The sequence below is a fragment of the Gottfriedia sp. NPDC058432 genome (assembly GCF_042721555.1).
In the GTDB taxonomy this organism is placed as follows: Bacteria; Bacillota; Bacilli; order Bacillales; family Bacillaceae_G; genus Gottfriedia.
The window spans coordinates 62,166-77,924 of record NZ_JBHXLC010000001.1 but is presented as its reverse complement, the minus strand read 5'-3'; the positions used below and the strand labels follow the sequence as shown (position 1 = coordinate 77,924).

At 32.5% G+C, this 15,759-nt stretch carries 15 protein-coding genes; 4 read left to right on the top strand and 11 right to left on the bottom strand.

The window, feature by feature from the left end; translation table 11 throughout:
• Positions 1–239: 239 nt before the first annotated feature.
• On the bottom strand, positions 240–1,310 hold the full coding sequence (locus ACFWM3_RS00480) for a M42 family metallopeptidase (RefSeq protein WP_056473350.1): 1,071 nt from the start codon (positions 1,308–1,310) through the stop codon (positions 240–242).
• Positions 1,311–1,471: 161 nt separating this feature from the next.
• Here ACFWM3_RS00480 and ACFWM3_RS00475 point away from each other — a divergent pair, with 161 nt between their 5' ends.
• The gene (locus ACFWM3_RS00475; RefSeq protein ID WP_056473349.1) at positions 1,472–1,783 is read left to right on the top strand and encodes a PepSY domain-containing protein; all 312 of its coding nucleotides are present in this window, start codon (positions 1,472–1,474) and stop codon (positions 1,781–1,783) included.
• Positions 1,784–1,797: 14 nt separating this feature from the next.
• On the opposite strand, the gene ACFWM3_RS00470 is transcribed toward ACFWM3_RS00475, so the two are convergent.
• On the bottom strand, positions 1,798–2,640 hold the full coding sequence (locus tag ACFWM3_RS00470; RefSeq protein ID WP_390309609.1) for a YtnP family quorum-quenching lactonase: 843 nt from the start codon (positions 2,638–2,640) through the stop codon (positions 1,798–1,800).
• A gap of 222 nt (positions 2,641–2,862) precedes the next feature.
• Positions 2,863–3,504 carry a tRNA (guanosine(46)-N7)-methyltransferase TrmB gene (gene trmB / locus ACFWM3_RS00465; RefSeq protein ID WP_056473346.1) on the bottom strand — a complete coding sequence of 214 codons (642 nt, stop codon included), beginning with the start codon at positions 3,502–3,504 and terminating at the stop codon, positions 2,863–2,865.
• 150 nt (positions 3,505–3,654) lie between these two features.
• Here trmB and ACFWM3_RS00460 point away from each other — a divergent pair, with 150 nt between their 5' ends.
• Complete coding sequence (locus tag ACFWM3_RS00460) at positions 3,655–3,933, top strand: YtzH-like family protein (protein ID WP_056473344.1); 279 nt, start codon at positions 3,655–3,657, stop codon at positions 3,931–3,933.
• A 31-nt stretch (positions 3,934–3,964) separates the two neighbouring features.
• Here ACFWM3_RS00460 and ACFWM3_RS00455 read toward each other — a convergent pair whose 3' ends face one another.
• From ACFWM3_RS00455 to pepV, 5 genes are all read right to left on the bottom strand, one after another.
• Positions 3,965–4,753: a phosphotransferase family protein gene (locus ACFWM3_RS00455; protein WP_390309608.1), complete on the bottom strand. Its 789-nt coding sequence runs from the start codon at positions 4,751–4,753 to the stop codon at positions 3,965–3,967.
• Between the two features lie 139 nt (positions 4,754–4,892).
• Positions 4,893–7,058, bottom strand: coding sequence for a type I pullulanase (gene pulA, locus ACFWM3_RS00450; protein ID WP_390309606.1), 2,166 nt, complete (start codon positions 7,056–7,058; stop codon positions 4,893–4,895).
• Positions 7,059–7,312: 254 nt separating this feature from the next.
• Entirely contained in the window at positions 7,313–7,864 is a 552-nt protein-coding gene (gene thpR, locus ACFWM3_RS00445; RefSeq protein WP_390309605.1) for an RNA 2',3'-cyclic phosphodiesterase, read from the bottom strand.
• Position 7,865: 1 nt separating this feature from the next.
• Positions 7,866–9,053, bottom strand: coding sequence for an MFS transporter (locus tag ACFWM3_RS00440; protein WP_172795422.1), 1,188 nt, complete (start codon positions 9,051–9,053; stop codon positions 7,866–7,868).
• A 134-nt stretch (positions 9,054–9,187) separates the two neighbouring features.
• The gene (gene pepV, locus ACFWM3_RS00435; RefSeq protein WP_390309603.1) at positions 9,188–10,591 is read right to left on the bottom strand and encodes a dipeptidase PepV; all 1,404 of its coding nucleotides are present in this window, start codon (positions 10,589–10,591) and stop codon (positions 9,188–9,190) included.
• A gap of 307 nt (positions 10,592–10,898) precedes the next feature.
• Between pepV and ACFWM3_RS00430 the strand changes: the two genes are divergently transcribed.
• On the top strand, positions 10,899–11,099 hold the full coding sequence (locus ACFWM3_RS00430) for a DeoR family transcriptional regulator (RefSeq protein WP_056473526.1): 201 nt from the start codon (positions 10,899–10,901) through the stop codon (positions 11,097–11,099).
• 194 nt (positions 11,100–11,293) lie between these two features.
• On the opposite strand, the gene ACFWM3_RS00425 is transcribed toward ACFWM3_RS00430, so the two are convergent.
• Both ACFWM3_RS00425 and ACFWM3_RS00420 read right to left on the bottom strand, forming a co-directional pair.
• Complete coding sequence (locus tag ACFWM3_RS00425; protein ID WP_056473335.1) at positions 11,294–12,016, bottom strand: pseudouridine synthase; 723 nt, start codon at positions 12,014–12,016, stop codon at positions 11,294–11,296.
• 208 nt (positions 12,017–12,224) lie between these two features.
• Positions 12,225–13,844, bottom strand: coding sequence for a putative polysaccharide biosynthesis protein (locus tag ACFWM3_RS00420; protein WP_390309601.1), 1,620 nt, complete (start codon positions 13,842–13,844; stop codon positions 12,225–12,227).
• Between the two features lie 151 nt (positions 13,845–13,995).
• Between ACFWM3_RS00420 and ACFWM3_RS00415 the strand changes: the two genes are divergently transcribed.
• Positions 13,996–15,267: a BaiN/RdsA family NAD(P)/FAD-dependent oxidoreductase gene (locus ACFWM3_RS00415; protein WP_390309967.1), complete on the top strand. Its 1,272-nt coding sequence runs from the start codon at positions 13,996–13,998 to the stop codon at positions 15,265–15,267.
• 234 nt (positions 15,268–15,501) lie between these two features.
• Here ACFWM3_RS00415 and ACFWM3_RS00410 read toward each other — a convergent pair whose 3' ends face one another.
• Positions 15,502–15,717, bottom strand: a complete 216-nt coding sequence (locus tag ACFWM3_RS00410; protein WP_056473333.1) for a DUF2553 family protein — start codon at positions 15,715–15,717, stop codon at positions 15,502–15,504.
• Positions 15,718–15,759 lie beyond the last annotated feature (42 nt).

Sequence of the window (15,759 nt, the reverse complement as noted above, 5' to 3'; positions counted from 1 at the left end):
TCACATTAATGTGGTTTGTTTAATGTTTGTTACTGGTTATTACGGTTTTATCATAAAACAACATCGTAAAACCCACATTAACTGTATGTTAAGAATTTATTAATAACATTAATTGAAAGAAGAGTTAAAGTTCTAGGTAATAGATAAGAAAAGATGTGAAGTGTAGGGATTTGGGAAGGCAAGGTAAGGATTTCCAATAAAAAAAGAAGCCTCTTTTTAAGGCTTCTTTTTTTACTTTCTTAATAATTACGTAATGTTTCAACAGTTGTTTTATCAGTCGCTTTAACTAGCTTAACTAGTAATTCTTTTGCAGCTAAATAATCATCAACATGAATAATTGATGCTGCAGTGTGAATATAACGAGAGCAAATACCAATTACAGCAGATGGTACGCCATCGTTTGAAACATGTACTCGTCCAGCATCTGTTCCACCTTGTGAAACAAAATATTGGTAAGGAATTTTATTCGTTTCTGCAGTATCTAAAATAAATTCACGGATTCCTTTATGAGTAACCATCGTGCGGTCTAAAATCCGTAATAAAACACCTTTACCTAATTGACCGAACTCGGATTTAGAACCTGACATATCATTAGCTGGGCTAGCATCTAGTGCATAAAAGATATCAGGTTTAATCATATTTGCAGCTGTTTGTGCCCCTCTTAGTCCAACTTCTTCTTGAACAGTAGCACCTGAATATAAAATATTTGGTAAAGTTTCATTTTGAACTTCTTTTAATAATTCAATCGCAAGTCCACAACCGTAACGGTTATCCCAAGCTTTTGCCATGATTTTTTTCTCATTAGCCATAGGAGTGAACGGACAAACTGGTACAATTTGTTGACCTGGACGAATGCCAATATTTATTGCATCTTCTTTGTTATCTGCACCAATATCGATTAACATATTTTTAATATCCATTGGTCTAGCTCTTAACTCATCACTTAATAAATGTGGTGGAATTGAACCAATCACGCCAATTACTGGTCCTTGATCTGTCATTACTTGAACTCTTTGAGCAAGTAATACTTGGTTCCACCAGCCTCCTAGTGGTTGAAATCTTAGCATTCCGTTTTCTGTAATTTGAGTAACCATGAAACCAACTTCATCCATATGACCTGCCACCATTACAGTAGGTCCATCTTCAGTTCCACGTTTAACTCCAAAAATACTTCCTAAACGATCTTGCACAATCTCATTTGTATATTTCTCAAGTTCTTTTCTCATGAAGTGACGAACTTCATGCTCAAATCCTGATGCACCTTGTAATTCTGTTAAAAATTTAAAAAGCTGTAGAGTATCTTGATTCATAATTAAAGTTCCTCTCTGTACAAATCATATCTTCTTTTTTTATTTTATCTAAAAATAACACATAATACCAATGCTAACCGTTGAAATGTTGCTCCGGTTTGACTAAGATAAGTAGTAGAATATTTTTTCAAGCACATAATACTTAAATAGAGGTGGTACAAATGAAACTTAAACGCGTCCTAATTGGCCTAGGTTTAGGTGTTGCTGGTGGACTATATTTACAAAAAAAATTATCTTCACAATATATTCCAGCAGAAAAAGCATTAAAAACAATTAAGCCAGTATTTCTTTCATATGGTAATGTAACTGGAACTTGGATTCATTCAGAACCAAAGTGGGCAGATTTACCTGATTATGAAGGTGATGTTTATGAAGGTGGTTTTACAGTAGTAGAATCAGATAATGATACTACAAACTATTCATTCATCATTAATGCCGTAAATGGTGAGCTAATTTCTGCTCAAATTGTTTAACTACAATAGCCAAATTATTTGGAGCGTTCGATCGACTGTAATACTTGTCCTTCGGCGCTCCATTTTATTGCTCTAAATACATCGTCATGATAGAACGTAAACCAAGATTTTTTTTGCAAACCAAAATTAACCCATTTTTCTTTTGCGTAAATAGATGTCATTGGGTAATCATCATATGCCATAACCCATAAAGGTGATTGATGTGCATGTGTAGGCATTAAATCCCCCATATGTAATAATAGCTCATCTTCAGTTTCAATTTTTATAATACTGTGCCCATCGCTATGTCCACCTGTGTGAATAATCGTTATTTCATCTGTTAAAGAATAGTCTTTTTCAAATGAGATTACTTGGTGCCCGATTGCTTCCCAATTTTCTTTCCAATATGTATTACTTGAGCGAATATTCGGATTTCTCATCTCATCCCATTCAATTTGAGAAGTAATAATTTTCGCATTCGAAAATACAGGTTTGAATTCACCATTTTCAAGTTTTGTTAATCCACTTGCATGATCAAAATGCAAATGTGTCATAATGACATAATCAATATCGTCTAGTTTTAATCCGTGCTTTGCTAATGATTCTTCTAACATTGAATCCTCTGTAACGCCAAAATTTCTTTTTTGTTTCTCATTTAATTTGTTAACACCAATTCCACTATCAATAATAATGTTTAAACCATTTGTTTGAATAAATACTGGATCAGTACGTAAAGGAATTTGGTTTTTCTCATTAACTATATATTTTTTTGACCAAAGTGCCTTTGGAACAACTCCAAACATTGCTCCACCATCTAAATGGGTATTTCCTCCAGTAAGCCACTGAATTGTACAAGTTCCAATTTTCAACTGTTCCATACTTATCCCCTTTCTTTTTTACTAGACCTAAATATTATACCACTTTTACGAATTTACTGAATTTTTTAAGACCATGAATAGGTGAAAGAAAGGAATCACTAGTGAATATGAAATCAAAAATCGGTTTAGTTTGCTTGAACATAAAGATTCTTATTAAAATTTCTTGTACTGTAGCAAAATAAAAAAGACTATCATGATCAATATATCACGATAGTCTTTTGATTAGTTTCTGTAAGCAGCTTCAACACGGTAAATACGGTTACCTTTTGAAGAAAACTTTTCTTCGTATTCAGTCATAATATTTCCTTCAAAATCACTATTATGAAGATCTAGGCTTAAGAAATGCATTGTCATTCCGTAGTTCGCCATACTCATGATTGAAAACTCGAATAAATCTTGATTATCTGTTTTAAAATGAATTTCCCCATCATTTTTCAAGATTTGCTGATACATATTTAAAAATGTTTTATATGTTAATCGACGTTTTTCATGACGTACCTTTGGCCATGGATCAGAAAAGTTTAAATATACTCGATCTATTTCTCCGTCCTCAAAGAAATCCGTTAATTTTTGAGCATCTACATTTAACAGCTTTAAGTTCGGAACTTCAGCTTCAATTAATTTATCTAATGCATCAGAAATTACACTTGTATATTTCTCAATGCCAATATAGTTAATATGAGGATTGGCTTTAGCCATACCGACCATAAAACGACCTCTACCCGTACCAACCTCGATATGAATTGGTTGATCATTTTGGAAAACTTCTCTCCATTTCCCTTTTTGTTCAGACGGATTTGGAATTACATAATGAGCATTTTCTTTAACTTGATCTGCCGCACCTGGCTTATGTCTTAATCTCATAAGATTTTACTCCCTCTCGATTTTGCAATTTATATTTACTCAAAGAAAAAACCAAGCACTATGGCACTCGGTTATTCAGGTATAGTATAAAATCATTTCTTATAACACAAACTATTTCAAGTGTACTTAATAAAACAAGGATGTGAATTTATGCCTTTAAATCATGAACATCAATTAACCATTTTACGTGATATTTTAATGAATCACCAATCTGACTGTTGTGGAACTATATCAGAATGTGAGCAATTAGAAAGACTTGTTCAATCCTTATTAACGAACGACCAAATAACAGATGATGTAAAAAGCATGTTAAATGACGTTTATTATTATAGTCAGTCTGGAAAGTATTCTGCTGATTTAGATCAGCACATTACAAACCACCAAAATCAACTCTCTCAATGGGTGACTGATTTCAATACTTATTCTTAATCTATATGACAATTTCCGAGGAAATTTTTATTTAATCTAATATCTTCTCTAGCAGGCTCTTCATTTTTTGAGTCTGCTTTTCATTTTCACGAAGAGTGTACCATTTAATCCAAATGATTGTTTGAGCGACTACATACCAAGTCATTCGATTTAATAGGTCTTCAGTTAATTTTATTCCATAATTCCGAAGCCATTTGTCCCAATCGTTCTGTTCTACATATGTGAATAAAAACATGCCCAAATCAAATGCTTTATCAGCAATGATTGCCTCATCCCAATCGATTAAATATAAATTATTTGACTCAGTAAGTAACCAATTATGATGATTTAAATCACTATGACAAACGACTAAATCCTCTGAATCAAAAGATGGCATATTTTCCTCTAAATATTCGATGCCTTTTACAATGATCTGGCTTTGTGTAAACTCTTCAGTAAGATTTCCTACAATTGTTTGCAGTAATTCCTGAGGTTCTAATGGATTAATCCCCAGCTTCGTTAACATATATAACAATTCTTTGGATGAATGGATACGATATAAAAATTGCGCAACCCCTTTCGCAGAGAGCTCATAAGGTTCTAAACTGCGTGCGATTACCCACTCTTGAGCAGTAAGTACATCACCATTTTCTAGTCTTCTAGTCCAAACTAATTTTGGAACAAAACCAGCTGCTGATAACACTGCTAAAAAAGGAGAAGAATTTCGTTTTAGAAATAATCTCTTATCATTATTTTCTGCTATATACGCTTCACCAGTAAAACCACCGGCTGGCGAGATTGTCCATTCTTTTCCGAGTATTTCTTGTATATGATTATCCATTGTTCTTCCGTTCCTTGTGTTATATATGTTTGTATTTAAAATTATTTTATTACAAAAAGAAAGATAGCCTATTACAATCAGCTGTAATAAGCCATCTTTTACAAGTTTACATTGTTTAATTAGAATCTGCAAGTAGTTGCTAGTATTTTACTAATACAACGGTCGAAAGTGATGGTATTGGTAATTTTTTACATTCCACTTTCATCCCTTTATTAACATAATGATTATGACCATCCCATATATATTCCCAATTGGCTTCTTCAGTTCCTAAATCAATGTATTTATCAGTCAGACCATTATGAAATAACACCATTATCTCTTTAACTTGGTCGATTTCTTCTAATCCGCTAATCCGGTAACCAATTAGATCTCGATGAAAATTGACTGGCTTTACATACTTTTCTATTTCTTCTTTTAAAGAAAAACGGAAACATTTAAAGCGCTTTCGAATTGCGATAAATTCTTTAACAGTATTAATCGATGACGCTTCACGTTCTGCTCTTGCCCAATCAATACTATTAATTGTGTCGCCTGAATTATAACTGTTTTCTATACCTTTTTTTGTTCGAAAAAACTCCTGACCACTATGAAGAAACGGTACACCAAACGAAAATAATACAATGCTCGTTCCAAGGATATGCCTTTTCTTAAGTATTTCCTCACATTCTTTTTGATTGGAAAGCTTTAATCTGTCCCACATAGTGTGATTATCATGTGATTCTACATAATTTATTGATTGGTATGGCTCTTTAAATAAATTTACTTGTTTATTAATGCCAACGCTTCCTAAAAGTAAATCGGACAAATATTCATTATGAATATTATTACCTTGAATAAACCCAATTTCTTGAAATGAAAAAGTGCTTCCTTTTATTCCATCTCGAAATTTATCATTAAAAAACCCAACCATTGATAGTTGATGACTTTGGTTAATTGTAGCTTTTCGAGAAGATGGACTTAATGATGTATTTAAATCCCAACCTTCTCCAAAAATGATTATTTCTGGTTTTAAGATAGTCAGTTCAGTTACAATTTGATTCATTGTATCCGTATCCAATATTCCCATTAAATCAAACCTAAACCCATCAATGTCATATTCTTTAGTCCAATACTTTATTGATTGCAGAATAAAACGTCTAGCCATCAATCTTTCAGATGCAAAGTCATTCCCTACTCCTGTTCCATTCGATGGTAATCCACGTTCATCTTGTCTAAAGTAATATCCTGGCACAATTTTTTCGAAATGGCTAGTTTGTAATTCATAAACATGATTGTAAACAACATCCATAATAATCCGTAAACCATGTTCATGATAAACTGAAATAAGTTTTTTTAATTCATTTATTCTTTCGAGTGGTTCATCCGGTTTTAAACTATAACTACCTTCTGGTGCATCGAAATTCAATGGATTGTAGCCCCAATTATAGCTTTGGAAAGGATTATTTTCATCTATTCCTTCAAAATCAAAAAATGGTAATAATTCAATATGTGTAACTCCTAGCTTGCATATATAATCCAAACCTGTTGAAAAACCATTGTACATCGTATCTTTTTCATGAAACCCTTGAAAAGACCCCTTTTTTTGAATCCCACTTAGTGGATGAGAAGTAAAATCTCGAATACTGGCTTCATAAATAATACAATCAGTATACTTACTTGGTGGTGTACTATTTACTTTACTAACTTTGCTACTCTTTGATAAATCAATCACTACACTATGTTTACCATTTACAGTAACTGCTTTTGCATAAGGATCGACAGCTTCTCGCCAAATCAGATTCACACATACTAAAAAATTATAAACTAAACCGTCACAATCTCGATCGATTACAGCTTTCCATGTCCCTTTTCCATCACGTTCCATAAACATTTCGGTAAACTTTTCTTTTTCACCGTATTCCTGATACATTCTTAACTTAACCTTAGAAGCAGTAGGTGCCCATAATTTAAATTGTGTAGATTTACTAGAGTAAATCGCACCTAAATCCTCTCCATCATAGGCATATTTTTCATCAAAGTCCTTTGAACGAATAACTCCACCTACTTGTAAATCTGTGCGAATACCAAATTCATCTTCAATCTCATACTTTTTTTCTAACAAAAGGACTTCAGTTGTCAAAACAGTATATTTAAAAAATCTATCAAACTCTATTCGAGATACGACAGGAAGCCTAGTTTTCCGACCATCCTCTTCAATTAGTTCAAAATATGACTGCACGGTATGTTTGTTCGACTTGGGAATAATCATTGTTATTTCTTGAAATCCATCTATATAAGCTTCAAAAGCCCTTTTAATATGAAACAACGCTATTCACCATCCAGACTATAAATTTAAAACTTTACATTAAAACTACGCATTTTTCGTTATTTATTAAATCGATATGATTAGTATATTCACAAAGAGATCAAATGGATTCTAAAGAACAAATCCTTAATGATGTTACCTACATAATTTGAATGCCATTCATTCCACTTTAATGCTTCTTCAGAAAGTATTCATTAGTTTCTTCAAATATTTCTTTATTTCATCAAATTGTTCAAGATTTTCAATCTATTTATTTACTTTAAGTTAATTGATTCAGCAATATGGTAACTTGGTTTTTTTGAAGGTTGAATCTTATATAAAATTACTTCATTCACTTTGAATTTTAAAGGTTCTTCTTCCCAATTAAGTGGGATTTCAAATTCTTTATCGAACCTATCATTATATTTCTTTGCGATTGTAATATGCGGATTATATGGACGTTTATCAATTGAAAAACCGATTTCTTCACATATCTTACAAATTCTATTTTGTAACTCCATTAATTCAACACTATTCTCTATACCAAACCACCATACCCGTGGCTGTACAGTACTCCCAAAAATACCTAACTGATCAATCGACAAATCAAAACTTTTAAAATCGTTTAGCTCTTTTTCTAAATGATCCATGAGCTCTTCACTTTTTGAATATGTAACTGGACCTAAAAATGATAAAGTAATATGAAAATCATCTTTAAAAGTCCATTTCTTTAATGGTAGTTTTGTATCCCATTTTTTTGAATAATCATCTAAAATTTCTTTTATTTGTATTGGCAAAGGAACAGCAAGAAAATAATGTTCACTCAAACTACGCAATCTCCTTTTTATCTTTTATGTTAGAATCCTTCTTTAAGTATTGCATGATTCCAACTGCAACTATACTCAGAGAACCAAATAAAATATAAATTGCTTTAATTGAAAATGCCTCTGATATAAATCCACTTATGAAAGTACAGAACCATTCTCCCATCCCTAAACCTAAACCAGAATATATTGTAACAGCAGTTGCTTTTAAAGAATCTGGTGCTTGATCTCTTACAAACTGGAGAGCTGCTGGAATAAATAATCCAACCGATAGTCCTTGTGTAAGACAGGATAAAAAAAGAACCGATATTGGAGGATTTGTAAAATAAAAATACCATCTTAAAGCTGATACTAAAGCGGTTGCAATTAATATATTATATATCCCAAATCGATTAATTAATCTCTTTGCTACTTGCAAAAATGGTGCTTCACTACCTGCTGAAATTAGGAATGCAATACCAACACCTGTTAATGTTCCACCTAAGGATTGAATATATAAACCGAAGTAAGTATTATTTGCACTAATTGGTCCAAAAACTAAAAAGGCACAAATTAAAAATAATAAAAATCTTTTATTAGATAGCAAAATCGGAACACCTTTTAAGATTGGCTCCCTTTTGCTAATTGTGGTAGCGTTAGGAATAAAAATTGAAATACCTAAGCCAACTAAAATGCAAAAAGCAAATACGAAAAATATAATAACTAAACCAAAAATTTCAGCTAATCTTCCCGAAACTAATACAGCAAAAGCAAAACCAATTGAGCCATATAATCGAATAGCTCCGTAATTCCCACCAATTTTTTGGACATAATTCAGTGCAATACTATCTGAAAGAGGAATTAAAGCACTTTGTGTCATTGATAACATGATGACAACAAATAAAAGCATGCCATACGAAGTGATTGTAGAATAGAAAAGTGCAATTACGATTGTGGAGATTTGTGCTATAAGCAACATTTTTTTAGGATTAAGCGTCATGTCACTAACCATTCCCCATAAAGGCTGTGAAAAAATAGCAACGATCGGTGTTAGAGACATTAATATTCCAATTTGTGGAGTTGATAAATCCAACACATTTTTAAAGTAAGAAGAAAGTAAAGGTCCTAGCGATCCTATTGCAAAAAATAAACAAAAATAATAGCCCTTAAAAATTAGTAAGATGCTATTTTTACGTGCTTGTAACGTGTTCAAAATTATTCTCAACTCCCAAAAAAATACATAAAAAAGGGGAGGAACTTTTCTCCCCTTACTGACTAACCGAAAAACGCTCGCTTCACCTTATTTTCTCAAAAAATCGAGTCGTTTAATCAGTCTAAATCTTATTTTTACTTAACTAATTCCGCAATAGACTGTGCATAAATTGCAATTGCTTTTAATAAATCATCAATTTCAGCATATTCGTCTTTTTGGTGAGCTACTTCCGGTTTTCCTAAGAATAATGGTCCAAAAGCTACACCTGCACTTAATGAACGTGCGTATGTACCGCCACCAATTGTTAACAATGTTGCTTCCTCACCCGTTTGCTCTTCATATACTTTTTGTAAAGTTTGAATTAATGGGTGATCTTGTGGAACATGGTGAGGCTTCGAGTTTTTAATTTCATTATATTCAAAACTATATTTACTTCCACGTTCAGTAAGTGCTGAAATAACAAAGTCAATATCAGTTGTCACTGGATAACGTAAAGTTAAGCCAAATGAACCACCATTATTTTCTTCGTATTGCATAATTCCTAAATTAATTGTTAAATCTCCAGTAATATCATCATTAAATGCAACGCCCAAGTTTTTACCACGAGAGTCACCTTTGAAGTTTTCAACGATAAATGTTAAGAATCGATCAGCATTAACATTAAATTCAAATTGATTTAAGAAGCTTGCTAATGCAATACCAGCATTCTTACCTTTATCAGGCTCCATACCATGTACAGAAACGCCTTCTACTTCTAAAACTTTGTGTCCATTTTCTTCAGAAACTTGAGCTTTACAACCTAATTCACTAATATGCTTTGTAAATGCTTCTTGATCAAAATTTGGTCCTGAAACGATAGCTTTTGCATAATCAGGAACCATATTTACTCTTCTACCTGAAGAGAATGATACTAATTTATATTCACTCTCGTTATCTTCATTTAACTGCACTTGTTTGAAATTAATATCCAATATTCCCTTTTCAGCGTAAATAATAGGGAAATCTGCATCAGGTGCAAAGCCCATTGTTGGCATTTCTTCTTTTTCAAAGTAGTGATCAACACAACGCCATTGGCTTTCTTCATCTGTTCCAAGAATCATACGGACACGTTTATTAATAGGCAAACCTAATTCTTTCACAATCTTCATTGCATAATAAGCAGCCATTGTAGGACCCTTATCATCAATTGCGCCACGTGCATAAATATTTCCATCTTTAATAATTGCATCAAATGGATCATGAGACCAGCCATCACCAGCAGGTACTACATCTAAGTGACAAAGAATTCCTACTAGTTCTTCGCCGCTTCCCATTTCTAAGTGACCAGCATATCCATCAACATTTTTTGGAATAAAACCGTCTTTTTCACCTAAATTTAACATGTATGTAAGTGCTTCATTAATCCCTTTACCCATAGGTGCTTCTTTTGAAATAGTCGCTTCATCATAAACGCTTTCAATATTAAGAAGTTCAATCGTTTGCTTTAAATAATCTTCTTTACGTTTTAAAACTTCTTCCATCCAATTAATTTGTGTCATAGTAATACCTCCTTTAATATAAATAGTTTATCATCTTTTAAAATTTAAACATAATTTATTAATAAATGGAACGAAAAAAGAAGGAATATGACACTCTTTGTAGAATATATTACCTTAAACTTGCAAAATGATTACGTTTGCGCAAATTTTCATTAAATTTTTGTATTATTTTCATAAATTTCGTTATGAAACTACTGAAAAAGAGTAAAATGAAAATATAAGCTTAACTAGTAATATACTTAACTAACCTGTTATGAAACAATGCGGTAGGTAAAGGAGTGGTTTTTTGAATTCTGGAACTTCTCGAATGCTGACTCGAATTAAAGCCATTTACATGTATATTAGTGAAAATGGCACCGTTTCTACAAAAGACCTAGTGGAGGAGTTTGGTATTACACCTAGAACAATCCAACGAGATTTAAACATTTTAGAGTTTAATAATCTAGTTTATAGTCCAAGTAGGGGAAAATGGGCCGTAACAGGGAAAAAAGTAAAAGCTTCTTCGTAAAAAAAAGAAAAACAAAAACCTCTGATTGTCTTGTCTGACGTCTAATCAAGGGTTTTTGTTTTTCTTTTGGCTCTCTATCTAATATCTGATTTACGGTTGCTCGACTTCATTTTAGTCTCACCTGATCACACAAAATGCTCCGATAAACTTTATGTTTACATTCGATTCATCTAAACTCATTTAAAAGTAACACTTTATTTCTCTTCGTTAACCGACTTTAATAGGTCAATTTCTTCATCAGTTAGTTCTCTATATTCACCTAACTCTAAATCTTCATCTAACTTTAAAGGACCCATCTCTAATCTTTTTAAGTAAGTAACTTTCTTTCCTACTGCTTCAAACATTCTTTTAACTTGATGAAATTTACCTTCCATAATAACTAATTCGATCTCAGATTCTTCTCCGGATTCAAGAATTGTTAAATAGCCAGGTTTCGTTAAATAACCATCTTCTAGTGTTACGCCTTTTTCAAATGCTTTAATGTCAGCTTCAGTTACTACTCCGTCAATCGTTGCATAATATTTCTTTGGTACGTGTTTTTTAGGAGAAAGTAATTGATGTGCCAAATGACCATCATTCGTTATTAATAATAATCCTTCAGTATCTTTATCTAAACGTCCAACTGGAAATGGCTCGAAAATGATATCTTCATATTCTAATAATCCGATTACAGTTTCATGCTCAGAATCTTCTGTGGCAGATATAACACCTGGTGGTTTGTTCATCATTAAATAAACAAACTCTTTATACTCTACTACTTCACCATTTACCGTTACAACTTGCTGTTCAATATCAACATGCTCTTTTGGGCTTTTTACAATATTATCTCCAACCTTTACAACACCTTGTTTTAGTAGAGACTTTACTTCTTTCCTACTGCCATATCCCATATTGGCTAAAATTTTATCAATTCTCATTAATTAGCACCTTTTCTTTCTAAATAAAAATTCAAGAAAACTCGCCGATTAGCGAGCTTTTTTAGCGAAGTCAGAGGCGTAGTTGCAATTACACTAATTTCTGAAATTGGCTACTACTTCGTTTTTCTTCTCCGCTATCAATTTATACTTACTTTCTTAATGTGTAAAAAAAGGTGAACCATTACAAAAGAAGGTTCACCATATATTTTTATCCTCTTTTTCCAAACTTAAAACGATTATTTAAACGAGCTCCTAAAATAATTTCAAATAGGTTTAATTTGTATGCAACACCTAAATAAACAATGGCTCCTACAATTGCTCCAATGATGACAAGGAACATTGAAATTATTCGACCATCTTTATAAGTCCACCAGAATCCTAATAAGTATTCTACAGCAAAAACCGCTCCGGCCATTAAGCCAGATAAGATAATCATAAAGACAATCCTTCTAAACACTTTATTGAAAGAGAACTGCGCATTTTTACGAATATAATAGAAATTGTATACGATTGAAAATGAATAGCCTAATGCGGTCGCTAATACCGCGCCATATGTTTTAAATGCATAAATTAATGGTACATTTAAAACAATTTTTAATATTACTCCGCCTATTAAACCAATAATCGCATATTTTTGTTTATCTAAACCTTGTAAAATCGCTACATTTACCGTGAAAAGTGAATACAATAAAGCTACTGGAGCATAAAAGCCTAGTATACTTCCACCAAGTGTACTTTTTTGATAAAAAGCACTATAAATTGGTTCAGCCAAAACTGATATACCTACTACAGCAGGAAGAGTTAGGAAGAATACAACTTGGTAAGTTTGGGTAATTTGACTTTGTAGCTTTTTATGATTTTTATTTACGAAAGCTTCAGTTATAGCAGGAACAAGTGTTAAACCAAATGCCGTTGCTAATGAAACTGGAATCATTACTAGTTTGTGACTTGTGTATGAAAACATTACATAAGTATTCTCTGCAATATCTTTTAATCCAATTGATTCCATTGCTCTATTGTAAGTAAACTGATCCACTAACTGATATAACGGGATTGCAAGTCCAACAAACACATATGGAATTGAATAAGAAAATAACTCTTTAAACATTTCCATTTTAGTAGGATAGATTAATCCTTTTGATTTTGGAAGAAGTTCATCTAAATGAACTTTTCGCTTTCTCCAATACCATAGTAAATTTAAAATACCACCTACAGCACCAATTGTAGCTGCAAACGTTGATAACCCTACTGCTTGTGTAATTGTTCCACCCATAAATTTTAGAATGATATAACTTCCAACTAGTGTAAATACAATACGTACAATTTGTTCAATTAACTGTGAAACAGTAGTTGGGCCTGTTGATTGATGCCCCTGGAAAAAACCTCTATATAAACTTTGAGAAGGTACTAATATTAACGCAGTACTTACTATTCGCATAACTGTAACAACATCTTCTACACTATTACCTTTTGAATCCTTTGGAATCATAAGAGGTGCAATATAAGGTGCAATGATATATAACGTTAAAAACGAAAATATACCTGTACATATTAGGAGTAGCTGACTTGCATGAAAAAGCCTTCTACTTGTTTCATATTCTTCAATAGCATTGTATTTGGAAACGAATTTTGCTACAGCTAACGGAACACCTGCAGTAGCTATACTGATAAACAATGTATATGGAACATAACCATAATTATATAATGCAGAGCCTTTTGAACCAACTAGCGCATAAAAAGGGAATGTATAAATCATTCCTAGAAATTTTATTAAAAATGTACCAGCAGTTAATATGAAGGTACCTCGTAGCAACTTTGAATCTGACATAAACTGCCTCCTACCAATTCTCGATCAAACTAACTAATCTATCTTACCATATCATCTAAAAAGAAAAAATTAAAAAATGATAAGAAGTTGGAGCTTACTTGAAATAATGGTAAACTTACTAAAAGAAATTTGTAACGAAAGTAGTGAAATAATGGTTTATGATGTGATTGTAATTGGTGGCGGAACTTCTGGTCTGATGGCTGCAATTAGCGCTGCTGAAAACAAAGCTAAAGTACTTTTACTTGAAAAAGGAACTAAATTAGGACAAAAACTCCTTATATCAGGTGGTGGTCGTTGTAACGTAACAAATCGCTTACCTATTGAGGAAGTAATTAAACATATACCTGGAAATGGCCGGTTTTTATATAGCGCATTCTCTATATATAATAACGAGGATATCATACAGTTTTTTGAAAACATGGGAGTCGCATTAAAGGAAGAGGATCACGGGAGAATGTTTCCTGTGTCAAATGACTCAAAATCAGTGTTAAATGCATTAATGCAAAAACTAAAAAAGCATCATGTAGATATTCAAACCAATCGAACTGTTAAAGACGTAATCTATGAAGATGGTAAGGTAGTAGGAATCATATTGAATGATCGAACAGTCATTCACTCAAAAAGTGTTGTCCTTGCGGTAGGTGGTAAATCTGTTCCACACACAGGTTCGACAGGTGACGGATACGCTTGGGCAAAAAAAGCTGGTCATACAATTACTGAACTCTTTCCCACAGAAGTACCGATTACTTCAAGTGAAGAATTTATTCAAAATAAATCATTACAAGGCCTGGCTTTAAGAGACATAGAATTAAGTGTATTAAATCCAAAAGGCAAAAAAGTGATTGCCCATAAAATGGACATGCTCTTTACTCATTTTGGAATTTCTGGCCCTGCTGCACTGCGTTGTAGCCAATTTGTATATAAAGTACAACAAAAGTTTAAAACAAAAAATGTATCGATGGCGATTGATTGTTTCCCAGAGCAAAATGAAGAATCACTATTTCAAGAAGTAAACAGTATTCTAAAAGAAGAACCTAAAAAAGCGATTAAGAACGTACTAAAAGGTTATGTACCTGAAAGATATTTACTATTTCTGCTTTCAAGATGTGGAATTGAAGAGTCAACTCCTTGTAATGAAATTGCTACTATGAAATTAAGAGAGCTTGTCCAATTATTTAAGAGCTTTTCATTTGTAGTAAACGGAACTCTTTCAATTGAAAAAGCATTCGTAACAGGTGGTGGCGTTTCAACAAAGGAAATTCATCCAAAAGAAATGTCATCTAAAATCATGAATGGTCTTTATTTTTGTGGTGAGATATTAGATATTCACGGTTACACTGGTGGCTATAACATAACCGCTGCTTTGGTAACTGGTAGATTAGCAGGAGCATCAGCTGCTGAATACTCTCAAACGAATTTTTAACGAATAAACAAAGGACCGAACGAATACTTTTTTTCGCTAGGTCCTATAATCTTTACATATAGAAAAGCATAAGGATTGATCCATAAGAAACTTTAAAAAAGCTAAACTGTTATTCCCCAAGGTTATTGCCATAGTTGTATTCGAAAAACAATCAAACTGATTTTCTAGTTTTAACTTATGCTTTTCAATTATTATATTTTTCTTTGGCACAAATCCACCGTCCCTAATTTAAGGTCAAAGGCGAGCATTCGATTGTTCGTGTTGCAAGTTCACTAATAAATAGAATCGTCCATCCTCTTCAACATATCCATCTGCCAATTCGAAAGATTGTTTTAAGTCTTTAAAGTAAAACTTTCCAATTAAATACTTGGAAGAATACAATTCCATATGCCCATCTTTAAATTTACCAATTATTTTATCGGTAATATCAATTTTTAATGTTTTAGGCAAATCAACCCCCTCCTTTCTAACAAGCAAAGACCTCAATGAAAA

Bases quoted from the DNA above. Each gene is read 5' to 3' on its own strand.
- ACFWM3_RS00420 (WP_390309601.1), bottom strand. From the start codon at position 13,844: ATGTCAGATTCAAAGTTGCTACGAGGTACCTTCATATTAACTGCTGGT.
- ACFWM3_RS00430 (WP_056473526.1), top strand. From the start codon at position 10,899: ATGCTGACTCGAATTAAAGCCATTTACATGTATATTAGTGAAAATGGC.
- trmB (WP_056473346.1), bottom strand. From the start codon at position 3,504: ATGAGATTAAGACATAAGCCAGGTGCGGCAGATCAAGTTAAAGAAAAT.
- ACFWM3_RS00455 (WP_390309608.1), bottom strand. From the start codon at position 4,753: ATGGATAATCATATACAAGAAATACTCGGAAAAGAATGGACAATCTCG.
- ACFWM3_RS00475 (WP_056473349.1), top strand. From the start codon at position 1,472: ATGAAACTTAAACGCGTCCTAATTGGCCTAGGTTTAGGTGTTGCTGGT.
- ACFWM3_RS00425 (WP_056473335.1), bottom strand. From the start codon at position 12,016: ATGAGAATTGATAAAATTTTAGCCAATATGGGATATGGCAGTAGGAAA.
- ACFWM3_RS00460 (WP_056473344.1), top strand. From the start codon at position 3,655: ATGCCTTTAAATCATGAACATCAATTAACCATTTTACGTGATATTTTA.
- pepV (WP_390309603.1), bottom strand. From the start codon at position 10,591: ATGACACAAATTAATTGGATGGAAGAAGTTTTAAAACGTAAAGAAGAT.
- ACFWM3_RS00480 (WP_056473350.1), bottom strand. From the start codon at position 1,310: ATGAATCAAGATACTCTACAGCTTTTTAAATTTTTAACAGAATTACAA.
- ACFWM3_RS00470 (WP_390309609.1), bottom strand. From the start codon at position 2,640: ATGGAACAGTTGAAAATTGGAACTTGTACAATTCAGTGGCTTACTGGA.
- ACFWM3_RS00415 (WP_390309967.1), top strand. From the start codon at position 13,996: ATGGTTTATGATGTGATTGTAATTGGTGGCGGAACTTCTGGTCTGATG.